Genomic DNA, 15,595 nt, shown 5'->3' with positions numbered 1-15,595 from the left:
TCACTGAGCGTCCAGGTCGGTGGACAGCAGCGCCACGAGCTTGTCGAGCACGGCATCCGCGTCGGCGCCTTCGGCCGTCAGCGCGACCTCTTCGCCGTGCTTCGCGCCGAGCGCCATGACGCCCAGGATGCTGGTGGCGTCGACGGCGTCCTCACCGGGACGGCCGATCTCGACGTCGAGCCCGGAGTCCGCCGCGGCTTCGACGAAGAGCGACGCGGGACGGGCGTGCAGGCCGACGGACGAGGCGATGGTGACGGTACGAGTGGCCATGGTTGTTCTCCTTCGAATGGATGGTTGTTCAGACGGCGACGGACTCTGAGGCCGCGGTCTCGATCTGCTCGACGCGCTTGCTCTGCGCGACAGTCTTCAGCACGGTGATGATGAGCGCCATCACCACGACGCCGATGACCAGCGCGAGCAGGAAGAGCAGCGGGGCGCCGATCAGCGGGAGGACCCAGATCCCCCCGTGCGGGGCGCGCAGCGTGACACCGAAGACCATGCAGAGACCGCCGGTCACGGCGGATCCGATGACCGACGAGGCGATCACCCGGATCGGGTCGGCGGCGGCGAACGGGATCGCGCCCTCCGAGATGAACGACAGGCCGAGCAGCCAGGCCGCCTTGCCGTTCTCGCGCTCCGGCTCCGTGAAGAGCTTGGGGCGCAGGGCGGTCGAGAGCGCCATCGCGAGCGGAGCCACCATTCCGGCGGCCATGACCGCGGCCATGATCTTCAGTTGGGGGGCGTCGGTCGCCGCGCCGGCCGCGGCGAGCCCGGTCGTGGCGAACGCGTACGCGGTCTTGTTGACCGGTCCGCCCAGGTCGAAGCCCATCATGGCGCCGAGGACGATGCCGAGGACCAGAGCGCCCGCGCCGGTCATTCCGGTCAGCCACTGGTTGAGCTGCGTCGTCAGCCACACGATCGGACGGCCGAGGATGGTGATGAACAGCCCCGCCGTGATCAGGGTCGACAGCAGCGGGATCACGACGACCGGCATCACGCCGCGGACGCCCTTGTGCACCCGCCAGCGCGAGATCCACCGGGCCACGAATCCGCCCACGAATCCGGTCACCAGGCCGCCGAGGAATCCGGCGCCCATGGTGGCCGCGATCGAACCGCCGACGATGCCGGGGACGAGCCCGGGACGGTCGGCGATCGCGAACGCGATGAAGCCGGAGAGGATCGGGACCAGGAAGCCGAACGAGGCGGCTCCCATCACGAACAGCAGCCCGCCCCAGGACATCAGGCTCGTCGGATCGAAGTGCTGAGCGATGTTCGTCGCGTCCGGCGCGATGAGGTTGTACTTGACGACCTTGAGCGCGCCGGTCTCGCCGACAGCGATCTGCGCGATCATGAACGAGAGCGCGATGAGGATCCCGCCTGCAGCGACGAACGGGATCATGTACGAGACCCCCGTCATCAGCCACTGGCGGATCTTCGTGCCGACCTTCGCATCGGCCTCCACCTTCGTGGTGAGGCCTCCGGCCGATGGCCCCGCAGCGGCTGCCGCAGCCTTGGTCGGGTCGGCCGCCCACTCTGCGGCGAGCGCCGATGCCCGCTCGATGAGCTCGGGGCCGTCGGAGATCGCCTTCTTCACCGGGACGTCGACGGTGGGCTTGCCGGCGAACCGGCCGACGTCCTTCACCGCGAGGTCGTGCGCGAACACGACCGCATCGGCCTCGGCGATCTCGGCGGGGGTGAGCGGAGTGGATCCGGCGGAGCCCTGGGTCTCGACCTTGATCGAGTGCCCGGCAGCCTTGGCAGCTCTTTCCAGCGCCTCCGCGGCCATGTACGTGTGCGCGATCCCGGTGGGGCAGGAGGTGACGCCGACGAGCTTGAGTGAGCGGCCCGCCGCGGGTTCGGCTGCGGCCTCGGCGACTTCGGCCTCCGCGGCCTTTGCTTCAGCGGCCGGCGCGGGTGTGCTCTCCGGCCCCGGCTTCGGCGCGTCCAGCTGCACGTGTTCGCCGACGATCGCGACGACCTCGGCCTCTGTCGTCGCGGCGAGCAGCGCGTCCCGGAACTCGGAGCGCATCAGCGCCCTGGCGAGCTTCGGGAGCATCTGCATGTGCGCATCGCCGCCGCCCTCGGGTGCGGCGATGAGGAAGACCAGCCGCGCCGGGCCGTCCTTCGCGCCCCAGTCGATGCCGTCGCGGGTGCGACCGAAGACGAGGGACGGCTCGGTGATCGCGGCGCTGCGCGCGTGCGGGATGCCGATGCCGCCGGGAAGGCCGGTGGCCATCTTCGACTCGCGCTCGTGGACGTCCGCGAGGAACTGGTCGAGGTCGGTGCAGCGGCCGGTGGCGACGAGCCGTGCGGCGAGGGTCGCCGTCGCCTCGTGCCGGTCGGCGCCGGTGAGGTCGAGCACGACCTGTTCTTCGTTGATCAGTGCCATGAGGAGTTCCTTTCCGTGGAGGAGTCAGTCCGCGAGGGGGAGTTCGCGGTCCGGGGTGGAGGTGACGGTGACGTGCACGTCACGAAGATCGGCGGGCGTGGGCACCTGGCTGCCGGGCAGAGCGACGGCCGCGGTGCCCCAGCGGACGCCCTCGGCGAGGGCCTCCGCCGCGGAATGGTCCGCGCTGAGCGCGAACAGAAATCCGGCGAGCATGCAGTCGCCGGCGGCGACCGTCGAGACGACGTCGGACGCCACTGCGGTCGCGTGCCAGGCGCCCCCGCTGGTGACGATCACGGCGCCGTCCCGGCCGAGGCTCACCGCGACCATGTCGATGCCGCCGCGCTGCAGCGCCTGCGCGGCGTCCAGAACGGCCCCGAGCGTGGGCAGATCGCGGCCGATCAGCTCGCCGAGTTCGTCGCGGTTCGGCTTGATGAGGGTCGGCTTCGCCGCGACGGCGGCCGCGAGCGGGGCGCCGGAGGTGTCGACCGCGACGCGGATGCCGCGATCGTGAGCGCCGCGTACCAGGCGCCCGTAGAAGTCGGCCGGGGCGCCGAGGGGGAGGCTGCCGCCGCCCGACAGCCAATCGCCGGCCGGGACGTCGGTCAGCGCGTTCGCGATCAGGGCGTCGGCCTCGGCGGCGTCCAGCAGCGGCCCCGGTTCGTTGATCTTCGTGGTGGTGCCGTCGGGCTCCAGCACGCTGATGTTCATGYGCACGCTGCCCCGGATCGGCACGACGACGACGGGCACGGATGCGGCGCGGCAGAGCGCTTCGAGCAGCCCGCCCTCGAGCCCGCCCGAGGGGAGTACCGCGCGGGTGTCGCCGCCCATCGCGGCGACGGCGCGGGAGACGTTGAGCCCCTTGCCGCCGGGATCGACGCGACTGGACGTCGCGCGCTGCACCTCGCCGCGGGAGAGCCCATCGAGCGTCACGGCGCGATCGATGCTCGGGTTCGGGGTGAGAGTGACGATCATGCGATCACGACCTTCGGTCCAGCGGCGCGCAGCGCCTCCACGGCGTCGGGGTCCGCTGCGGTGTCGGTGATGATGGTGTGCAGTTCCTCGGCGCGTGCGAAGCGCTGGAGGTGGACGGCGCCGAGCTTGCTGGAGTCGGCGACGAGGATGCGGGTGCGCGCGGCCTCGAGCATGGCGCGTTTCACGGCGGCCTCGTCCTGGTCGGGGGTCGACAGGCCATGGTCCGCGTCGAAGCCGTTGGTGCCGAGGAAGGCGACGTCGACGGTGAGCTCGGCGAGCGCCTCGATCGCCCACGGACCGACGGCCGCGCCCGTGACGGTGCGCACACGTCCGCCGATGAGGAGCAGCGTGAGGTTGTCCCGGCCTGCGAGGGCGCCGGCGACGATGGTGTTGTTGGTCACGACGGTGAGCTGCGCGTCGGCCGGGAGCAGCTCGGCGATCGCGAGCGTGGTGGATCCGGAGTCGAGGAGGATCGTGCCGCCGTCGGGCAGCTCCTGCAGAGCACGCGTGGCGATGCGCAGTTTCGCCTCCGAGTGCTGGCCGATGCGTGCCGCGAGGGTGAGTTCCGGCAGGGGGCGCTCCGCGGGGAGTGYGCCACCGTGGACGCGGCGGACCAGGCCCTGCTGCTCCAAGACCGCGAGGTCTCGCCGGACGGTCTCGGTGGTCACGTCCAGCAGTTCCGCCAGACCGGTGACATCGACGCGGCCGTCCCGTTGTGCGCGCTCGTGGATGCGCTGCTGCCGCTCCGCTGCGTACATCGGGCTCCTTTGCCGCTCTCCGTGGCCCGGGTTCGGGCGTTGCGCTAGCTTCCCACAAGATCCAACATAAAACAACACAAAAGCAGATTCGGGCTCATCGATCGCAGGAATCGGGCGATAGATCCACTCCGTCCACAAACCGATAGCCTGGAGTGTCCCGCACACAGCTCCCTCTCCGCACCCGAGGATYCCTCATGCCTTCTCCGCTTCGGCGTCGACTCCTGCCCYTCACCGCSCTCGCCGCGGYCGCCGCGCTCGCGCTCAGCGCCTGCTCCGCCTCGACCGGATCCGCATCGGGATCGGGAGACGCGAACGGCGAACTCGTGTGGGGCGTCGACGGCAGCCTGCTCTCGAGCGGCAAGATGGATCCGCAGACCAGCCAGCTCGACGTGACCGCCATGGTGCAGCGTGCCGTGCTGGACTCGCTGGTGTTCCAGAAGACGGACGGATCCTTCGTGCCGTGGCTCGCGAAGAAGTGGGAGATCTCCGAGGACGGGACCGCCTACACGTTCCACCTGCGCGACGACGTCACCTTCACCGATGGGGAGAAGTTCGACGCCGCCGCGGTGAAGGCCAACTTCGACCGGATCGCGGATCCTGCGACCAAGTCGGCGCAGGCCGCGAGCATGCTCGGCGGCGAGCTGTACAAGGGCACCGAGGTGATCGACCCGAGCACGGTGAAGGTCACGTTCTCGCAGCCGTACGCGCCGTTCCTGCAGGCGGCGAGCACCGCGCAACTGGGCTTCTACGCGCCGAAGGTGCTCGCCGAGCACTCCGCCGATCTCGCCGCCGGTGGCAAGGGCATCACGGTGGGCACCGGCCCGTTCCAGATCTCGTCGTACACGCCCGATCAGGAGATCGTGTACACCCGCAACGCGAAGTACGCCTGGGCGCCGGAGGGCCAGGAGGCCCCCGCGTTCAAGACCCTTCGGGTGCAGATCCTCCCCGAAGCGTCCGTGCGCAGCGGATCCGTGACGTCGGGCGAGATCGACCTCGCCTCGCAGCTGCCGCCGAACCTCGTCTCGCAGATCAAGGGATCCGCGACCGTGAAGTCCGTGCAGGTGCCGGGCCTGCCGTACTCGCTCTTCCTCAACGAGAAGAACGGGGTGTTCGCGGATCAGAAGGTGCGCGAGGCGTTCACCCGGGCGATCGACGTCGACGCCGCGGTGGACAAGATCTTCTTCGGGCAGTTCCCGCGGGCGTGGAGCATCCTCGGCCCGACCACGCCCGGTTACGACAAGAGCCTCGAGAAGAGCTGGCCGTTCGACAAGGATCTCGCGAACAAGCTCCTCGACGAGGCGGGTTGGACCCAGCGCGGAGCCGACGGCATCCGCACCAAGGACGGGAAGCGCCTCACGGCGGACTGGATCGCCTGGACTCCCGTCTCCGACGACCATGCGGCCCTCGCGAACGCGATCCAGTCCGATCTCAAGGCGGTCGGGTTCGAGATCACGCGCGAGACGCTGGAACCGGGCGCCTACAACGAGAAGTACGGCCCCAAGACCTTCGACATCACGGACTGGGACTTCTCCGGCGTCGACCCCGACCTGCTGCGCAGCCATCTCGCGACCGACGGCTTCCAGAATGCATCATCGGTGAGCGATCCGAAGCTCGACCAACTGCTCAAGGACGGCATCGCCGCCACTGACGCGTCCACGCGCGCCGACGTCTACGCGCAGATCCAGAAGTGGAACGCGAAGGACGACGCGATCGTGCCGCTCTACGTCACCTCGGCGATCACCGCGGTGGGCGACAAGGTGGCCGGTCTGGGCTTCGACATCTACGGGCGGCCGCTCTTCTTCGGCGCCAGCGTGAAGTGAGCACGGTTCGCGATATCGTCCGCTCGTGAGGGATCGACCAGGGCCGCCGGACGCGTCTGTGCGCCGATCCGGCGTCGTCGTGCGCCGGATCGGCGGGGCGGCCGCGTCGATCGTGCTCGTGCTGTGGGGGGCGGCGACGCTGTCCTTCCTCGCCTTCCGGGTGCTGCCCGGTGACCCGGTGAGCGTCATGCTCGGCCCGCAGGCCCAGGTGGGCGAAGCGGTCAAGGACCGGATCCGCGCCGACCTGGGGTTGGATCGCCCGCTCTGGCAGCAGTATCTGTCGATGCTCTCCGATCTGCTGCATGGGGATCTCGGTACGTCGTATCAGCTACGGATGCCGGTGAGCGAGGTGATCGGACGCCAGCTCGGCGCCACGCTGCAGCTCACGGCACTCGCCCTCGCGATCGCGGTGCTGCTCGCGCTCGCCGGGGTGCTGATCGCTCGCCGGCCGCTCGCTCGCGGGCTCGTCGCGACCGGTGAGCTGATCGTGCTGTCCTCGCCGGTGTTCTGGATCGGCCTGCTGCTGCTCACGGTGTTCGCCTTCGGGCTGGGCTGGTTCCCGGTGGCGGGATCGCGGACCGGGGCGAGCCTGGTGCTGCCGGCGGTCGCCCTGGCACTTCCCGTCGCGGCGCTGCTCGGCCAGGTGCTGCGCGACGGTGTGGAGGCGGCCGAGCGGCAGCCATGGGCGCTGACGGTGCTCGCGCGCGGCGCCGACCACGCCCGGCTGACGCTGAGGCACACCCTGCGGCACGGTTCGATCGGAGCGCTGACCCTCAGCGCGTACCTCGTGGGCTCGCTGCTGGGCGGTGCGGTGCTCGTGGAGACGGTGTTCGCGCGCCCGGGTCTGGGGCGGGTGACGCTGGCGGCGATCACGGGGCGCGACCTGCCGGTGGTCACCGGGATCATCCTGTTCAGCGCTCTCGTTTTCGTCGTCGTGAACACGCTCGTGGAGTTGGCGGCGCCGTTCCTGGATCCACGGCTGCGGGCCTCGGTCGGACGCCCGGCCGAGGCCGCTCCCGCGCCCGCGGAGGCGGACGCATGAGGCTGCTGAGGCGCGTCCTTCTCGCGCTCGCCGCGGTCGTGCTGGCCGTGGTGGTGCTCGCCGCCGTCGTGCCGGGCCTGCTCGCCCCGGGGGATCCGCTGCAGACCCATGTGCGCGATGCACTGCTGCCGCCCGGTCCGGGGCACCCGTTCGGCACCGACCAGAGCGGGCGCGATGTGTACGCCAGGGTCGTGCACGGGGCCGGGCGCTCGCTCGGCATCGGCGTCCTGGCGACAGGCCTGGCACTCGTGGTCGGCCTGATCGTCGGGTCGCTCGCCGGAGTGGCGCCGCGACCGGTTGACGTCGCGCTGATGCGCACGAACGACGTGCTGATGGCGTTCCCCGAGTTCCTGCTGGCCCTGGTCGTCGTCGCGATCCTCGGCCCCGGTGCCGTGAACGTCGCGATCGGTGTGACGCTCGCTGCGATACCCGTGTACGTGCGGCTCGCCCGCGCGCAGACGCAGGTGCTGCGTCGCGCGGAGCATGTGGAGGCGGCGCACATCCTCGGCGTCGGGGCGTTCACGACGTTCCGCCGGCACGTCGCGCCGGGTGTGCTCGGCGCGCTCAGCGTGCTCGCCACGATCGGGCTCGGATCCAGCATCCTCGCCGCCGCCGGCCTCAGCTTCCTCGGGCTCGGACCCGCCGAGCCGTCGCCGGAGTGGGGGCTCATGCTCGCAGGCGGCCGCAACGTGCTCGGCCAGGCCTGGTGGATCGCCGTGTTCCCCGGGCTCGCGATCACSCTGACCGTGCTSGCGGCGACCTTCCTCGGMCGCRCGCTGCGKGCCCGMGCCGAGGGGAGGCGCGCATGAGCGCCGGGAGTGCCGGAGGGGGTACCCGGTCGAAGCCGCAGGCAGTTCCGGGGCCCGGTCTTCCGCCCGCGCTCCGCGTGGAGGGCCTGCGGATCCGCATCGACGGGCGTGCCCTCGTCGACGACGTGTCGTTCACGGTCGCGCCGGGGGAGTGCGTCGCGCTCGTGGGGGAATCGGGGGCGGGCAAGTCCCTCACGGTCCGCGCGCTGCTCGGCCTGCTGCCGGAGCACGCCACGGTCTCGGCGGCGATGCTCGAAGTCGACTGTGTGGATGCCGTGGCGTTGCCCGAGCGCGGCTGGCGGACGCTGCGCGGAGCACGCATCGCCCTGGTCTCGCAGGATGCGCTCGTGTCCCTGGATCCGCTGCGCCGCATCGGCGCCGAGGTCGCCGAGCCGCTGGAGATCCACGGATCCCTCCCGCGTGCGGCGCGGGACGCACGCGTGCTGGAGCTGCTCACGGACGTCGCGATGCCGGATCCCGTGCGGCGCGCTCGGCAGCGGCCGCACGAACTGTCGGGCGGGCTGCGTCAGCGTGCCCTCATCGCGAGCGCGCTCGCAGCCGGGCCCGTGGTGCTGGTCGCGGACGAACCGACCACGGCCCTGGACGCGACCGTGCAGGCGCGGGTGCTGGCGCTGCTGCGCCGGATCGCCGATGAGGGGACCGCGGTCGTGTTCGTCAGCCACGACATGGCGGCGGTGCGCCGGGTCGCCGACCGCGTCGTGGTGCTCCGGGACGGACGCGTGGTCGAGCGCGGATCCGCGTCTGAACTGCTCGCCGCACCGAAGGATGCGTACACGCGCGAGTTGGTGCTCGCCTCGACACCGACGCCGCGAACCCCGACCGTCGTCGACGCGCCGGTGCTCGCCACGGTCACTGCGGTGGGCAAGAGCTTCGACCGACCGGTGCTGCGCGACGTTTCGTTCGACCTGCGCCGCGCGCGCACTCTCGGGGTGGTGGGCGAGTCCGGATCCGGGAAGACGACGCTGGCCCGTGTCCTTCTGGGGGTCGAGCGCGCCGATACCGGCACGGTCGCCTGGGCCGGCGGCGGCCGACCGCGGATCCAGCTCGTGCACCAGAACCCGCTGGGCGCCTTCGATCCGCGCTGGACCATCGGGCGCTCGCTGCGGGAGGCGCTCGCGGCCGGGTGTGTTCCTCGCGCGCAGCGGGCGGCACGCGCGGCCGACCTGCTGCGTGAGGTCGGTCTGGATGCGGCGCTCGCCGCACGGCGCCCCGCCGCGCTGTCAGGCGGTCAGCGACAGCGCGCCGCGATCGCCCGTGCGCTCGCCGCCGAGCCCGAGGTGCTCGTGCTCGACGAACCGGTGTCCGCGCTGGACGTCACTGTGCGGACGCGGATCCTCGCGCTGCTGGACCGACTGCAGCGCGATCGCGGGCTGACCATGCTCCTCGTCTCGCATGACCTCGGGGTGATCGCGTCCGCGGCCGACGATCTGCTGGTCATGCAGGACGGTGCGATCGTCGAACAGGGCCTGGCCGCGCAGGTGCTCGGAGCTCCGCAGCACCCGTTCACGCGGGAGCTGCTGGCGGCCTCGGGCCCTCCGTCTGACGTTCCCTGAGGGTCAGTCCTGCACGTCGATCCCTGCTGCGCGCGCGAACGCGGGAGCCAGCAGCTCGACCTGTCGTTCGGTCATCGTGGTGCCGCGCAGCGCGGTCACGTCGACGAATGCCACGGCGTCGAGCCCCCGCAGATCGAGGGCGTCGGCCCTCAGGCCCCGGGTGTCGACCTCGTCCGCTCGGCAGCGCTCGAACCGCACCCGGGTGGCCGTGGCGGCGGGGATGTCGACGGTGGCGAGGGTGCAGTCGGTGATGAGCGAATCCTGGATCTTCGTCGCCGCCAGCGAGAGGTAGTCGATGCGGGCGTGTTCGAGCATCAGCTCCGCGACGTGCGCGCCGGACAGATCGAGCGTGCCGATCCGGCCGCCCGCGATGCGCAGCCGCCGGATCGTCGCATCCTTGAGGGACAGCACGGGCGTGCGCGCGTCCACGATCTCRACGTCCAGCAACGTCGCCCCGGTCAGGTCCACACGGTCCGCGGTGCCGGACAGTGAGCACTGCTCGAACTGCGCATGCGCGAGATCCTCGGCGAGCGGGATCCGCTGTCCGATGTGGTCGCCGTGCCGGCGGCCCACCGCGTCATCGAGCTCGTCCGGCAGATCGGGCGGTGAGACGCGGGGCGGCTGGGGACGTTCGGTGCTGCGGGCCATGCCACGACCCTAGGACTCGTCGCCGACAGCGGCCCATGGCGCGATGCCCTACACGCTGTCGCCCGTCATCCCGGTCGAGCCGCCGAGCCTGCGAGCAGTCGAGGATCCCGGGGCAGGATCCGGGCCGGAGCGCATCCGGATCCGGCGGCGTTAGACTGGACGGTACGAGCATCGATCCGGCCATCACCGGGGAGCTCTCGGAAGAACGCTTCGACAAGCCCAGCGACCGAAGTCAGTAGAACCGAGCGGGGCAGGCCCGTCACAGCCGCAGTGAGAGTGGCAGTTCGGCCCTTCGACAGGCTCAGGGACCGAACCGCACGCGAGGTGGTACCGCGGTCCCCATTGCCGAACAGCACGGGAATCGTCCTCGCAGCAGCAGCATCCGCCCGCCACCGACACTGCGAGACACGATGACCTACCCGCGCACSTCCCCCGCCGGATCCTTCGGCCCCGCCGCTGACGCTTCGACCGGCTCAGCGACCGTCACCCCGAGYCCGCGCTTCCCCGAGATCGARCGCGACGTGCTCGCGTTCTGGGAGGCCGACGACACCTTCCGCGCSTCGATCGCMCAGCGCGAGGGCGCCGACGAGTGGGTCTTCTACGACGGCCCTCCGTTCGCCAACGGCCTGCCGCACTACGGACACCTGCTCACGGGCTACGCGAAGGACCTGTTCCCGCGCTTCCAGACCATGCTCGGCAAGAAGGTCGACCGGGTGTTCGGGTGGGACACGCACGGCCTTCCGGCCGAGCTCGAGGCGATGAAGCAGCTCGGGATCACCGAGAAGGACGAGATCGAGCAGATGGGCATCGACGTCTTCAACGCGAAGGCGCGCGAGTCCGTGCTCACGTACACGCACGAATGGCAGGACTACGTCACCCGTCAGGCGCGTTGGGTGGACTTCGAGCGCGGCTACAAGACGCTCGACCTGAGCTACATGGAGAGCGTGCTCTGGGCCTTCAAGACCCTGCACGAGAAGGGCCTCGCCTACGAGGGCTACCGCGTGCTGCCGTACTGCTGGCGCGACGAGACGCCGCTGAGCGCGCACGAGCTGCGCATGGATGACGACGTGTACAAGGAGCGTCAGGATCCCTCCGTCACCGTGAGCTTCCCGCTSTCKGGGGAGAAGGCCACGGCGCTCGGCCTCGAGGGCGTCCGGGCGCTGGCGTGGACCACGACCCCGTGGACGCTGCCCACGAACCTCGCGCTCGCCGTCGGGCCGGAGATCGTCTACGCCGTCGTCCCGGTCGGGCCGAACGGGGCATCCGAGGGCGCTCAAGGCGACCGATTCCTGCTCGCGAAGGACCTCCTCGGCGGCTACGCCAAGGACCTCGGCTACGACAGCGCCGAGGACGCGATCGCCGCGGTCACCGCGATCGTGACCGGCTCCGAGCTGGGCGGGGTCACCTACGAGCGGCTCTTCGACTACTACGCCGACGTGGAGACCTGGGGCACTCAGAACGCCTGGCAGATCCTCGTCGACGACTACGTGACCACGAGCGACGGCACCGGCATCGTGCACCAGGCGCCGGCCTACGGTGAGGACGACCAGCGGGTCGCGGGTGCGGCCGGGATCCCGACCATCCTGTCGCTCGACGAGGGCGGCCGCTTCCTGCCCACCGTCGCCGACGTCGCCGGCGAGTTGTGGATGGACGCGAACACCCCGCTCGTCCGGCTGCTCCGCGCGAACGGCCGGCTGCTGCGCCTGCAGAGCTACCTGCACTCGTACCCGCACTGCTGGCGCTGCCGGAACCCGCTCATCTACAAGGCGGTCTCGAGCTGGTTCGTGCGCGTGACCGAGTTCAAGGACGAGATGCTCGCGAACAACGAGCAGATCACCTGGGCGCCRGAGAACGTCAAGCACGGCCAGTTCGGCAAGTGGCTCGAGGGCGCGCGCGACTGGTCGATCAGCCGCAACCGGTACTGGGGATCCCCGATCCCGATCTGGAAGAGCGACGACCCCGAGTACCCGCGTGTGGACGCCTACGGATCCCTCGCCGACATGGAGCGAGACTTCGGGCGCCTGCCGCGCAACGCCGAGGGCGAGGTCGATCTGCACCGCCCGTACATCGACGAGCTGACTCGGCCGAACCCCGACGACCCGACCGGGCGGAGCACGATGCGCCGCATCGAGGACGTCTTCGACGTGTGGTTCGACTCCGGATCCATGCCCTTCGCGCAGGTGCACTATCCGTTCGAGAACCAGGAGTGGTTCGACTCGCACTCGCCGGCCGACTTCATCGTCGAGTACATCGGACAGACCCGCGGCTGGTTCTATGTGATGCACGCGCTGTCGACCGCGCTGTTCGACCGCCCGGCGTTCACGGGCGTGAGCTGCCACGGCATCGTGCTCGGCTCCGACGGGAACAAGATGTCGAAGTCGCTGCGCAACTACCCGGACGTCTCCGAGGTGCTCGAACGCGACGGATCCGACGCGATGCGCTGGTTCCTGATGTCGAGCTCGGTGCTGCGCGGCGGCAACCTCTCGGTGACGGAGGAGGGGATCCGCGCCGGCGTGCGCGAGTTCATCCTTCCGCTGTGGAACTCGTGGTACTTCTTCGCGACGTACGCGAACGCCGCCGCCGGACCCGACGGATCGGGTTATGAGGCGCGCTGGCGCACGGACTCGACGGACGTGCTCGACCGCTACATCCTGGCGCGTACGGGTGACCTCGTGCGTGGCGTGCAGGAGGACCTCGAGAGCCTCGACTCGACGACGGCCGCCGCGCGCCTGCGCGAGTTCGCCGAGGTGCTCACGAACTGGTACATCCGCCGTTCGCGCGACCGGTTCTGGGTGGGGGTGGATGCGAACGACCCGACGACGACCGAGGCCTTCGACACGCTCTTCACGGTGCTGGAGACGCTGACCCGTGTGGCGGCGCCCCTCGTGCCGCTCATCGGCGAACGCGTGTGGCAGGGCCTCACCGGCGGACGCAGTGTGCACCTGACGGACTGGCCCGACGCCGAACTGTTCCCGCACGCCGACGACGTGCGCGACGCGATGGATGCGGTGCGCGAGCTCTCCAGCGTCGGCAATGCGCTGCGCAAGAAGGAGAAGCTGCGGGTTCGCCTGCCGCTGGCGCGGTTCACGGTCGTCTCGCCGCTGGCCGAGACGCTGGCTCCGTTCGAGGACATCCTCCGAGACGAGCTCAACGTCAAGGCGGTCGAGCTCGTGGCCCAGGGCGACGGCACCGCGGCGGAGTACGGCATCAGCCACCGCCTCAGCGTCAACGCCCGCGCCGCCGGTCCGCGCCTCGGCAAGGATGTACAGCGCGTSATCCGCGCCGCGAAGGACGGCTTCTGGACCGAGSAGTMCGGCGTGGTGACGGCGGACGGCATCGCGCTGGAGCCGCACGAGTACGAGCTGGCGCTGGAGACCTCGGGGCGCCCCGAGGGCGAGGCGCTGGCCGTCGTCCCGACCGGTGGTTTCGTGCTGCTCGACACCGCCACCACGCCCGAACTCGAGGCGGAGGGCCTGGCCCGCGACGTGATCCGCGCCGTGCAGGACACCCGCAAGAACGCCGGGTTCGACGTGAGCGACCGCATCCGCCTGCAGCTGCGCTTCACCGACGCCGAGGACGGCGCGGCAGTTCGCAGCGCGTTCGGCGTCGCCGGGGTCGCCGAGGAGACGCTCGCGGTCGAGGCGGACGTCCTGGAAGCGGGCGCGGAGTTCGCCGTGGCGGAGTTCGTGGCCGACATCGAGGCGGGCACCTACGCCAACCGCGGCGGATTCGCCGTCGCCGTGAGCCGGATCGGAGACGCATCGTGACCGACGATCGAGAGCGCGCAGACGCCGTCTACTCCGCGTTGCTGGAGCGAGCGGGGGAACGCTGGGTGCAGCCCCGCAAGGAGCGCACCGCGCGCCTGCTCGAGCTGATGGACGACCCGCAGAAGACGTACCGCGTCGTGCACCTCACGGGCACGAACGGCAAGACGTCGACCGCGCGGATGATCGAGAGCCTGCTGCGCGCGCACGGGCTGCGCACCGGCCTGTTCACGAGYCCGCACCTGGAGCGCTTCACCGAGCGGATCATGATCGATGGCGAACCCATCGCCGACGGCGCCGTGGCCGACGCGTGGGAGGAGATCGAGCCCTTCGTCGGCATCGTCGACGCCGAGCTCGAGGCCTCGGGCGACGCACCCCTGACCTTCTTCGAGCTGCTCACGGTGCTCGCCTTCGTGGCGTGCGCGGATGCGCCCATCGACGTGCTCGTGCTCGAAGTCGGCATGGGCGGATCCTGGGACTCCACGAACACGGCCGACGGCGACGTCGCGGTGTTCACGCCGATCGACCTCGATCACGCCGACCGCCTCGGTGACACCATCGCGAAGATCGCCGAGGTGAAGGCCGGGATCATCAAGGACGGCGCGGCCGTGGTCTCCTCGCGGCAGACACCCGACGCCGAGGCGGTGCTGCGGCGCGTCGCGGCCGAGCGCGGCGCGAGCATCGCGTTCGAGGGACAGGACTTCGCGCTGGTCGAGCAGCGTCTCGCCGTCGGCGGCCAGCAGATCACCGTGCGGGGTCTGGCCGGGCAGTACTCCGAGGAGTACCTGCCGATGTACGGCGAGCACCAGGGGTTCAACGCGGCTCTCGCGATCGCGGCCGTCGAGTCGCTCATCGGGGGAGCGCAGCATGCGATCGTCGGCGACGTGCTCGCGGAGGGGCTGCAGGGCGCGACCTCACCCGGTCGCCTGCAGCTGCTCGGGATCGCGCCGACCGTGGTCGTGGATGCGGCGCACAACCCGCACGGCGCCCGCGCCCTCGCGGCCGCGCTGAAGGACAGCTTCGACTTCGACGAGTGGGGCCTCGTGCTCGGCGTGCTCGGCGACAAGGACGCGRCGGGCATCGTCGAGACGCTGCTGCCGTCGGTCGAGCACGTGTTCGCGACCGCTCCCGATTCCGAGCGGGCGAGCGAGCCCGACGCGATCGCGGATCTGGTGGAGCGGGCCGGAGGCCGGGCCACGGTGCATCCCACCCTGGCCGATGCCGCGGACGCCGCGCGCGAATGGGCCGCCTCGGCCGACCGCCGCGCGGTGATCATCGCCGGGTCCGTCGTGCTCGCCGGTGAGGCGATCTCGCTCGCGGCCGATGAGGACTGGAAGAGCGGATGGCGCGCGTGACCGACGACTCCGCGACCGCGGCCCGCGCCGCGAGTCCCCGCCGCGCCCGGAAGCCGCGCGGACTCGCGCAGAAGCTCGGGTCGATCATCCTCGCGTTCGAGGCGATCGTCGTGGGCCTGGCAGGGCTCACCGTCTACGGCCTGAAGGCGCTCGGCCCCGACATCGCGCCGTGGTGGGGCATCGTGGGCGGCGCCGTGGTCGGCGTCGCGATGCTCGTCGCCGCGGGGCTGATGGGCAGCAGAGCCGGAATCGTGATGGGATGGATCCTGCAGGTCATCGTCCTGCTGTCCGCCATCCTGGTGCCCGCGATCCTGCTGGTCGCGATCGTCTTCGGCGGCATGTGGGCCTACGCGATGATCGTCGGCGGACGCGCGGACCGTGCCGCCGCCTCTGCCCGCCTCGCGCATCCCACCACCCCCACTTCCTCCACCGACACCGCTGGAAAGACGACAGAGAGTGACTGA

The 15,595-nt window shown here is 70.9% G+C and carries 12 protein-coding genes; 7 read left to right on the top strand and 5 right to left on the bottom strand.

Features of this window, described 5'->3' with window-relative positions; translation table 11 throughout:
• Genes AC1DMN_RS06010 through AC1DMN_RS05995 form a run of 4 tightly spaced genes read right to left on the bottom strand, consistent with a single transcriptional unit; the run spans window position 1 to window position 4,119 of the window.
• Window positions 1-270: an HPr family phosphocarrier protein gene (locus tag AC1DMN_RS06010; RefSeq protein ID WP_477229231.1), complete on the bottom strand. Its 270-nt coding sequence runs from the start codon at window positions 268-270 to the stop codon at window positions 1-3.
• 28 nt (window positions 271-298) lie between these two features.
• Window positions 299-2,389, bottom strand: coding sequence for a PTS fructose transporter subunit IIABC (locus AC1DMN_RS06005; protein WP_477229230.1), 2,091 nt, complete (start codon window positions 2,387-2,389; stop codon window positions 299-301).
• Between the two features lie 24 nt (window positions 2,390-2,413).
• A complete protein-coding gene (gene pfkB, locus AC1DMN_RS06000; RefSeq protein WP_477383994.1) occupies window positions 2,414-3,361 on the bottom strand; it encodes a 1-phosphofructokinase in 948 nt (315 codons plus the stop codon).
• Window positions 3,358-4,119 carry a DeoR/GlpR family DNA-binding transcription regulator gene (locus AC1DMN_RS05995; RefSeq protein WP_477383992.1) on the bottom strand — a complete coding sequence of 254 codons (762 nt, stop codon included), beginning with the start codon at window positions 4,117-4,119 and terminating at the stop codon, window positions 3,358-3,360. The genes pfkB and AC1DMN_RS05995 overlap by 4 nt, the downstream gene beginning before the upstream one ends.
• 194 nt (window positions 4,120-4,313) lie before the next feature.
• Here AC1DMN_RS05995 and AC1DMN_RS05990 point away from each other — a divergent pair, with 194 nt between their 5' ends.
• Genes AC1DMN_RS05990 through AC1DMN_RS05975 form a run of 4 tightly spaced genes read left to right on the top strand, consistent with a single transcriptional unit; the run spans window position 4,314 to window position 9,364 of the window.
• A complete protein-coding gene (locus AC1DMN_RS05990) occupies window positions 4,314-5,939 on the top strand; it encodes an ABC transporter substrate-binding protein (protein WP_477383990.1) in 1,626 nt (541 codons plus the stop codon).
• A gap of 25 nt (window positions 5,940-5,964) precedes the next feature.
• Window positions 5,965-6,981: an ABC transporter permease gene (locus tag AC1DMN_RS05985; protein ID WP_477229228.1), complete on the top strand. Its 1,017-nt coding sequence runs from the start codon at window positions 5,965-5,967 to the stop codon at window positions 6,979-6,981.
• A complete protein-coding gene (locus AC1DMN_RS05980; RefSeq protein WP_477383988.1) occupies window positions 6,978-7,790 on the top strand; it encodes an ABC transporter permease in 813 nt (270 codons plus the stop codon). Before AC1DMN_RS05985 ends, AC1DMN_RS05980 begins: the two co-directional genes overlap by 4 nt.
• Window positions 7,787-9,364, top strand: a complete 1,578-nt coding sequence (locus AC1DMN_RS05975) for an ATP-binding cassette domain-containing protein (protein ID WP_477229227.1) — start codon at window positions 7,787-7,789, stop codon at window positions 9,362-9,364. The genes AC1DMN_RS05980 and AC1DMN_RS05975 overlap by 4 nt, the downstream gene beginning before the upstream one ends.
• Before the next feature lie 3 nt (window positions 9,365-9,367).
• Here AC1DMN_RS05975 and AC1DMN_RS05970 read toward each other — a convergent pair whose 3' ends face one another.
• The gene (locus tag AC1DMN_RS05970; RefSeq protein WP_441975729.1) at window positions 9,368-10,012 is read right to left on the bottom strand and encodes a pentapeptide repeat-containing protein; all 645 of its coding nucleotides are present in this window, start codon (window positions 10,010-10,012) and stop codon (window positions 9,368-9,370) included.
• A gap of 410 nt (window positions 10,013-10,422) precedes the next feature.
• Between AC1DMN_RS05970 and ileS the strand changes: the two genes are divergently transcribed.
• Genes ileS through AC1DMN_RS05955 form a run of 3 tightly spaced genes read left to right on the top strand, consistent with a single transcriptional unit; the run spans window position 10,423 to window position 15,595 of the window.
• Window positions 10,423-13,779, top strand: a complete 3,357-nt coding sequence (gene ileS / locus AC1DMN_RS05965) for an isoleucine--tRNA ligase (RefSeq protein WP_477383986.1) — start codon at window positions 10,423-10,425, stop codon at window positions 13,777-13,779.
• Window positions 13,776-15,131, top strand: coding sequence for a bifunctional folylpolyglutamate synthase/dihydrofolate synthase (locus AC1DMN_RS05960; RefSeq protein WP_477383984.1), 1,356 nt, complete (start codon window positions 13,776-13,778; stop codon window positions 15,129-15,131). Before ileS ends, AC1DMN_RS05960 begins: the two co-directional genes overlap by 4 nt.
• The gene (locus AC1DMN_RS05955; protein WP_441975731.1) at window positions 15,119-15,595 is read left to right on the top strand and encodes a DUF4233 domain-containing protein; all 477 of its coding nucleotides are present in this window, start codon (window positions 15,119-15,121) and stop codon (window positions 15,593-15,595) included. Before AC1DMN_RS05960 ends, AC1DMN_RS05955 begins: the two co-directional genes overlap by 13 nt.

The sequence above is a fragment of the Microbacterium sp. 01T413_2 genome, assembly GCF_056398985.1.
This window is presented reverse-complemented; position numbering and strand designations above follow the sequence as displayed.

Coding starts and splice junctions, on each gene's coding strand:
- AC1DMN_RS06010 (WP_477229231.1), bottom strand. CDS start 270: ATGGCCACTCGTACCGTCACCATCGCCTCGTCCGTCGGCCTGCACGCC.
- AC1DMN_RS06005 (WP_477229230.1), bottom strand. CDS start 2,389: ATGGCACTGATCAACGAAGAACAGGTCGTGCTCGACCTCACCGGCGCC.
- AC1DMN_RS05975 (WP_477229227.1), top strand. CDS start 7,787: ATGAGCGCCGGGAGTGCCGGAGGGGGTACCCGGTCGAAGCCGCAGGCA.
- AC1DMN_RS05955 (WP_441975731.1), top strand. CDS start 15,119: ATGGCGCGCGTGACCGACGACTCCGCGACCGCGGCCCGCGCCGCGAGT.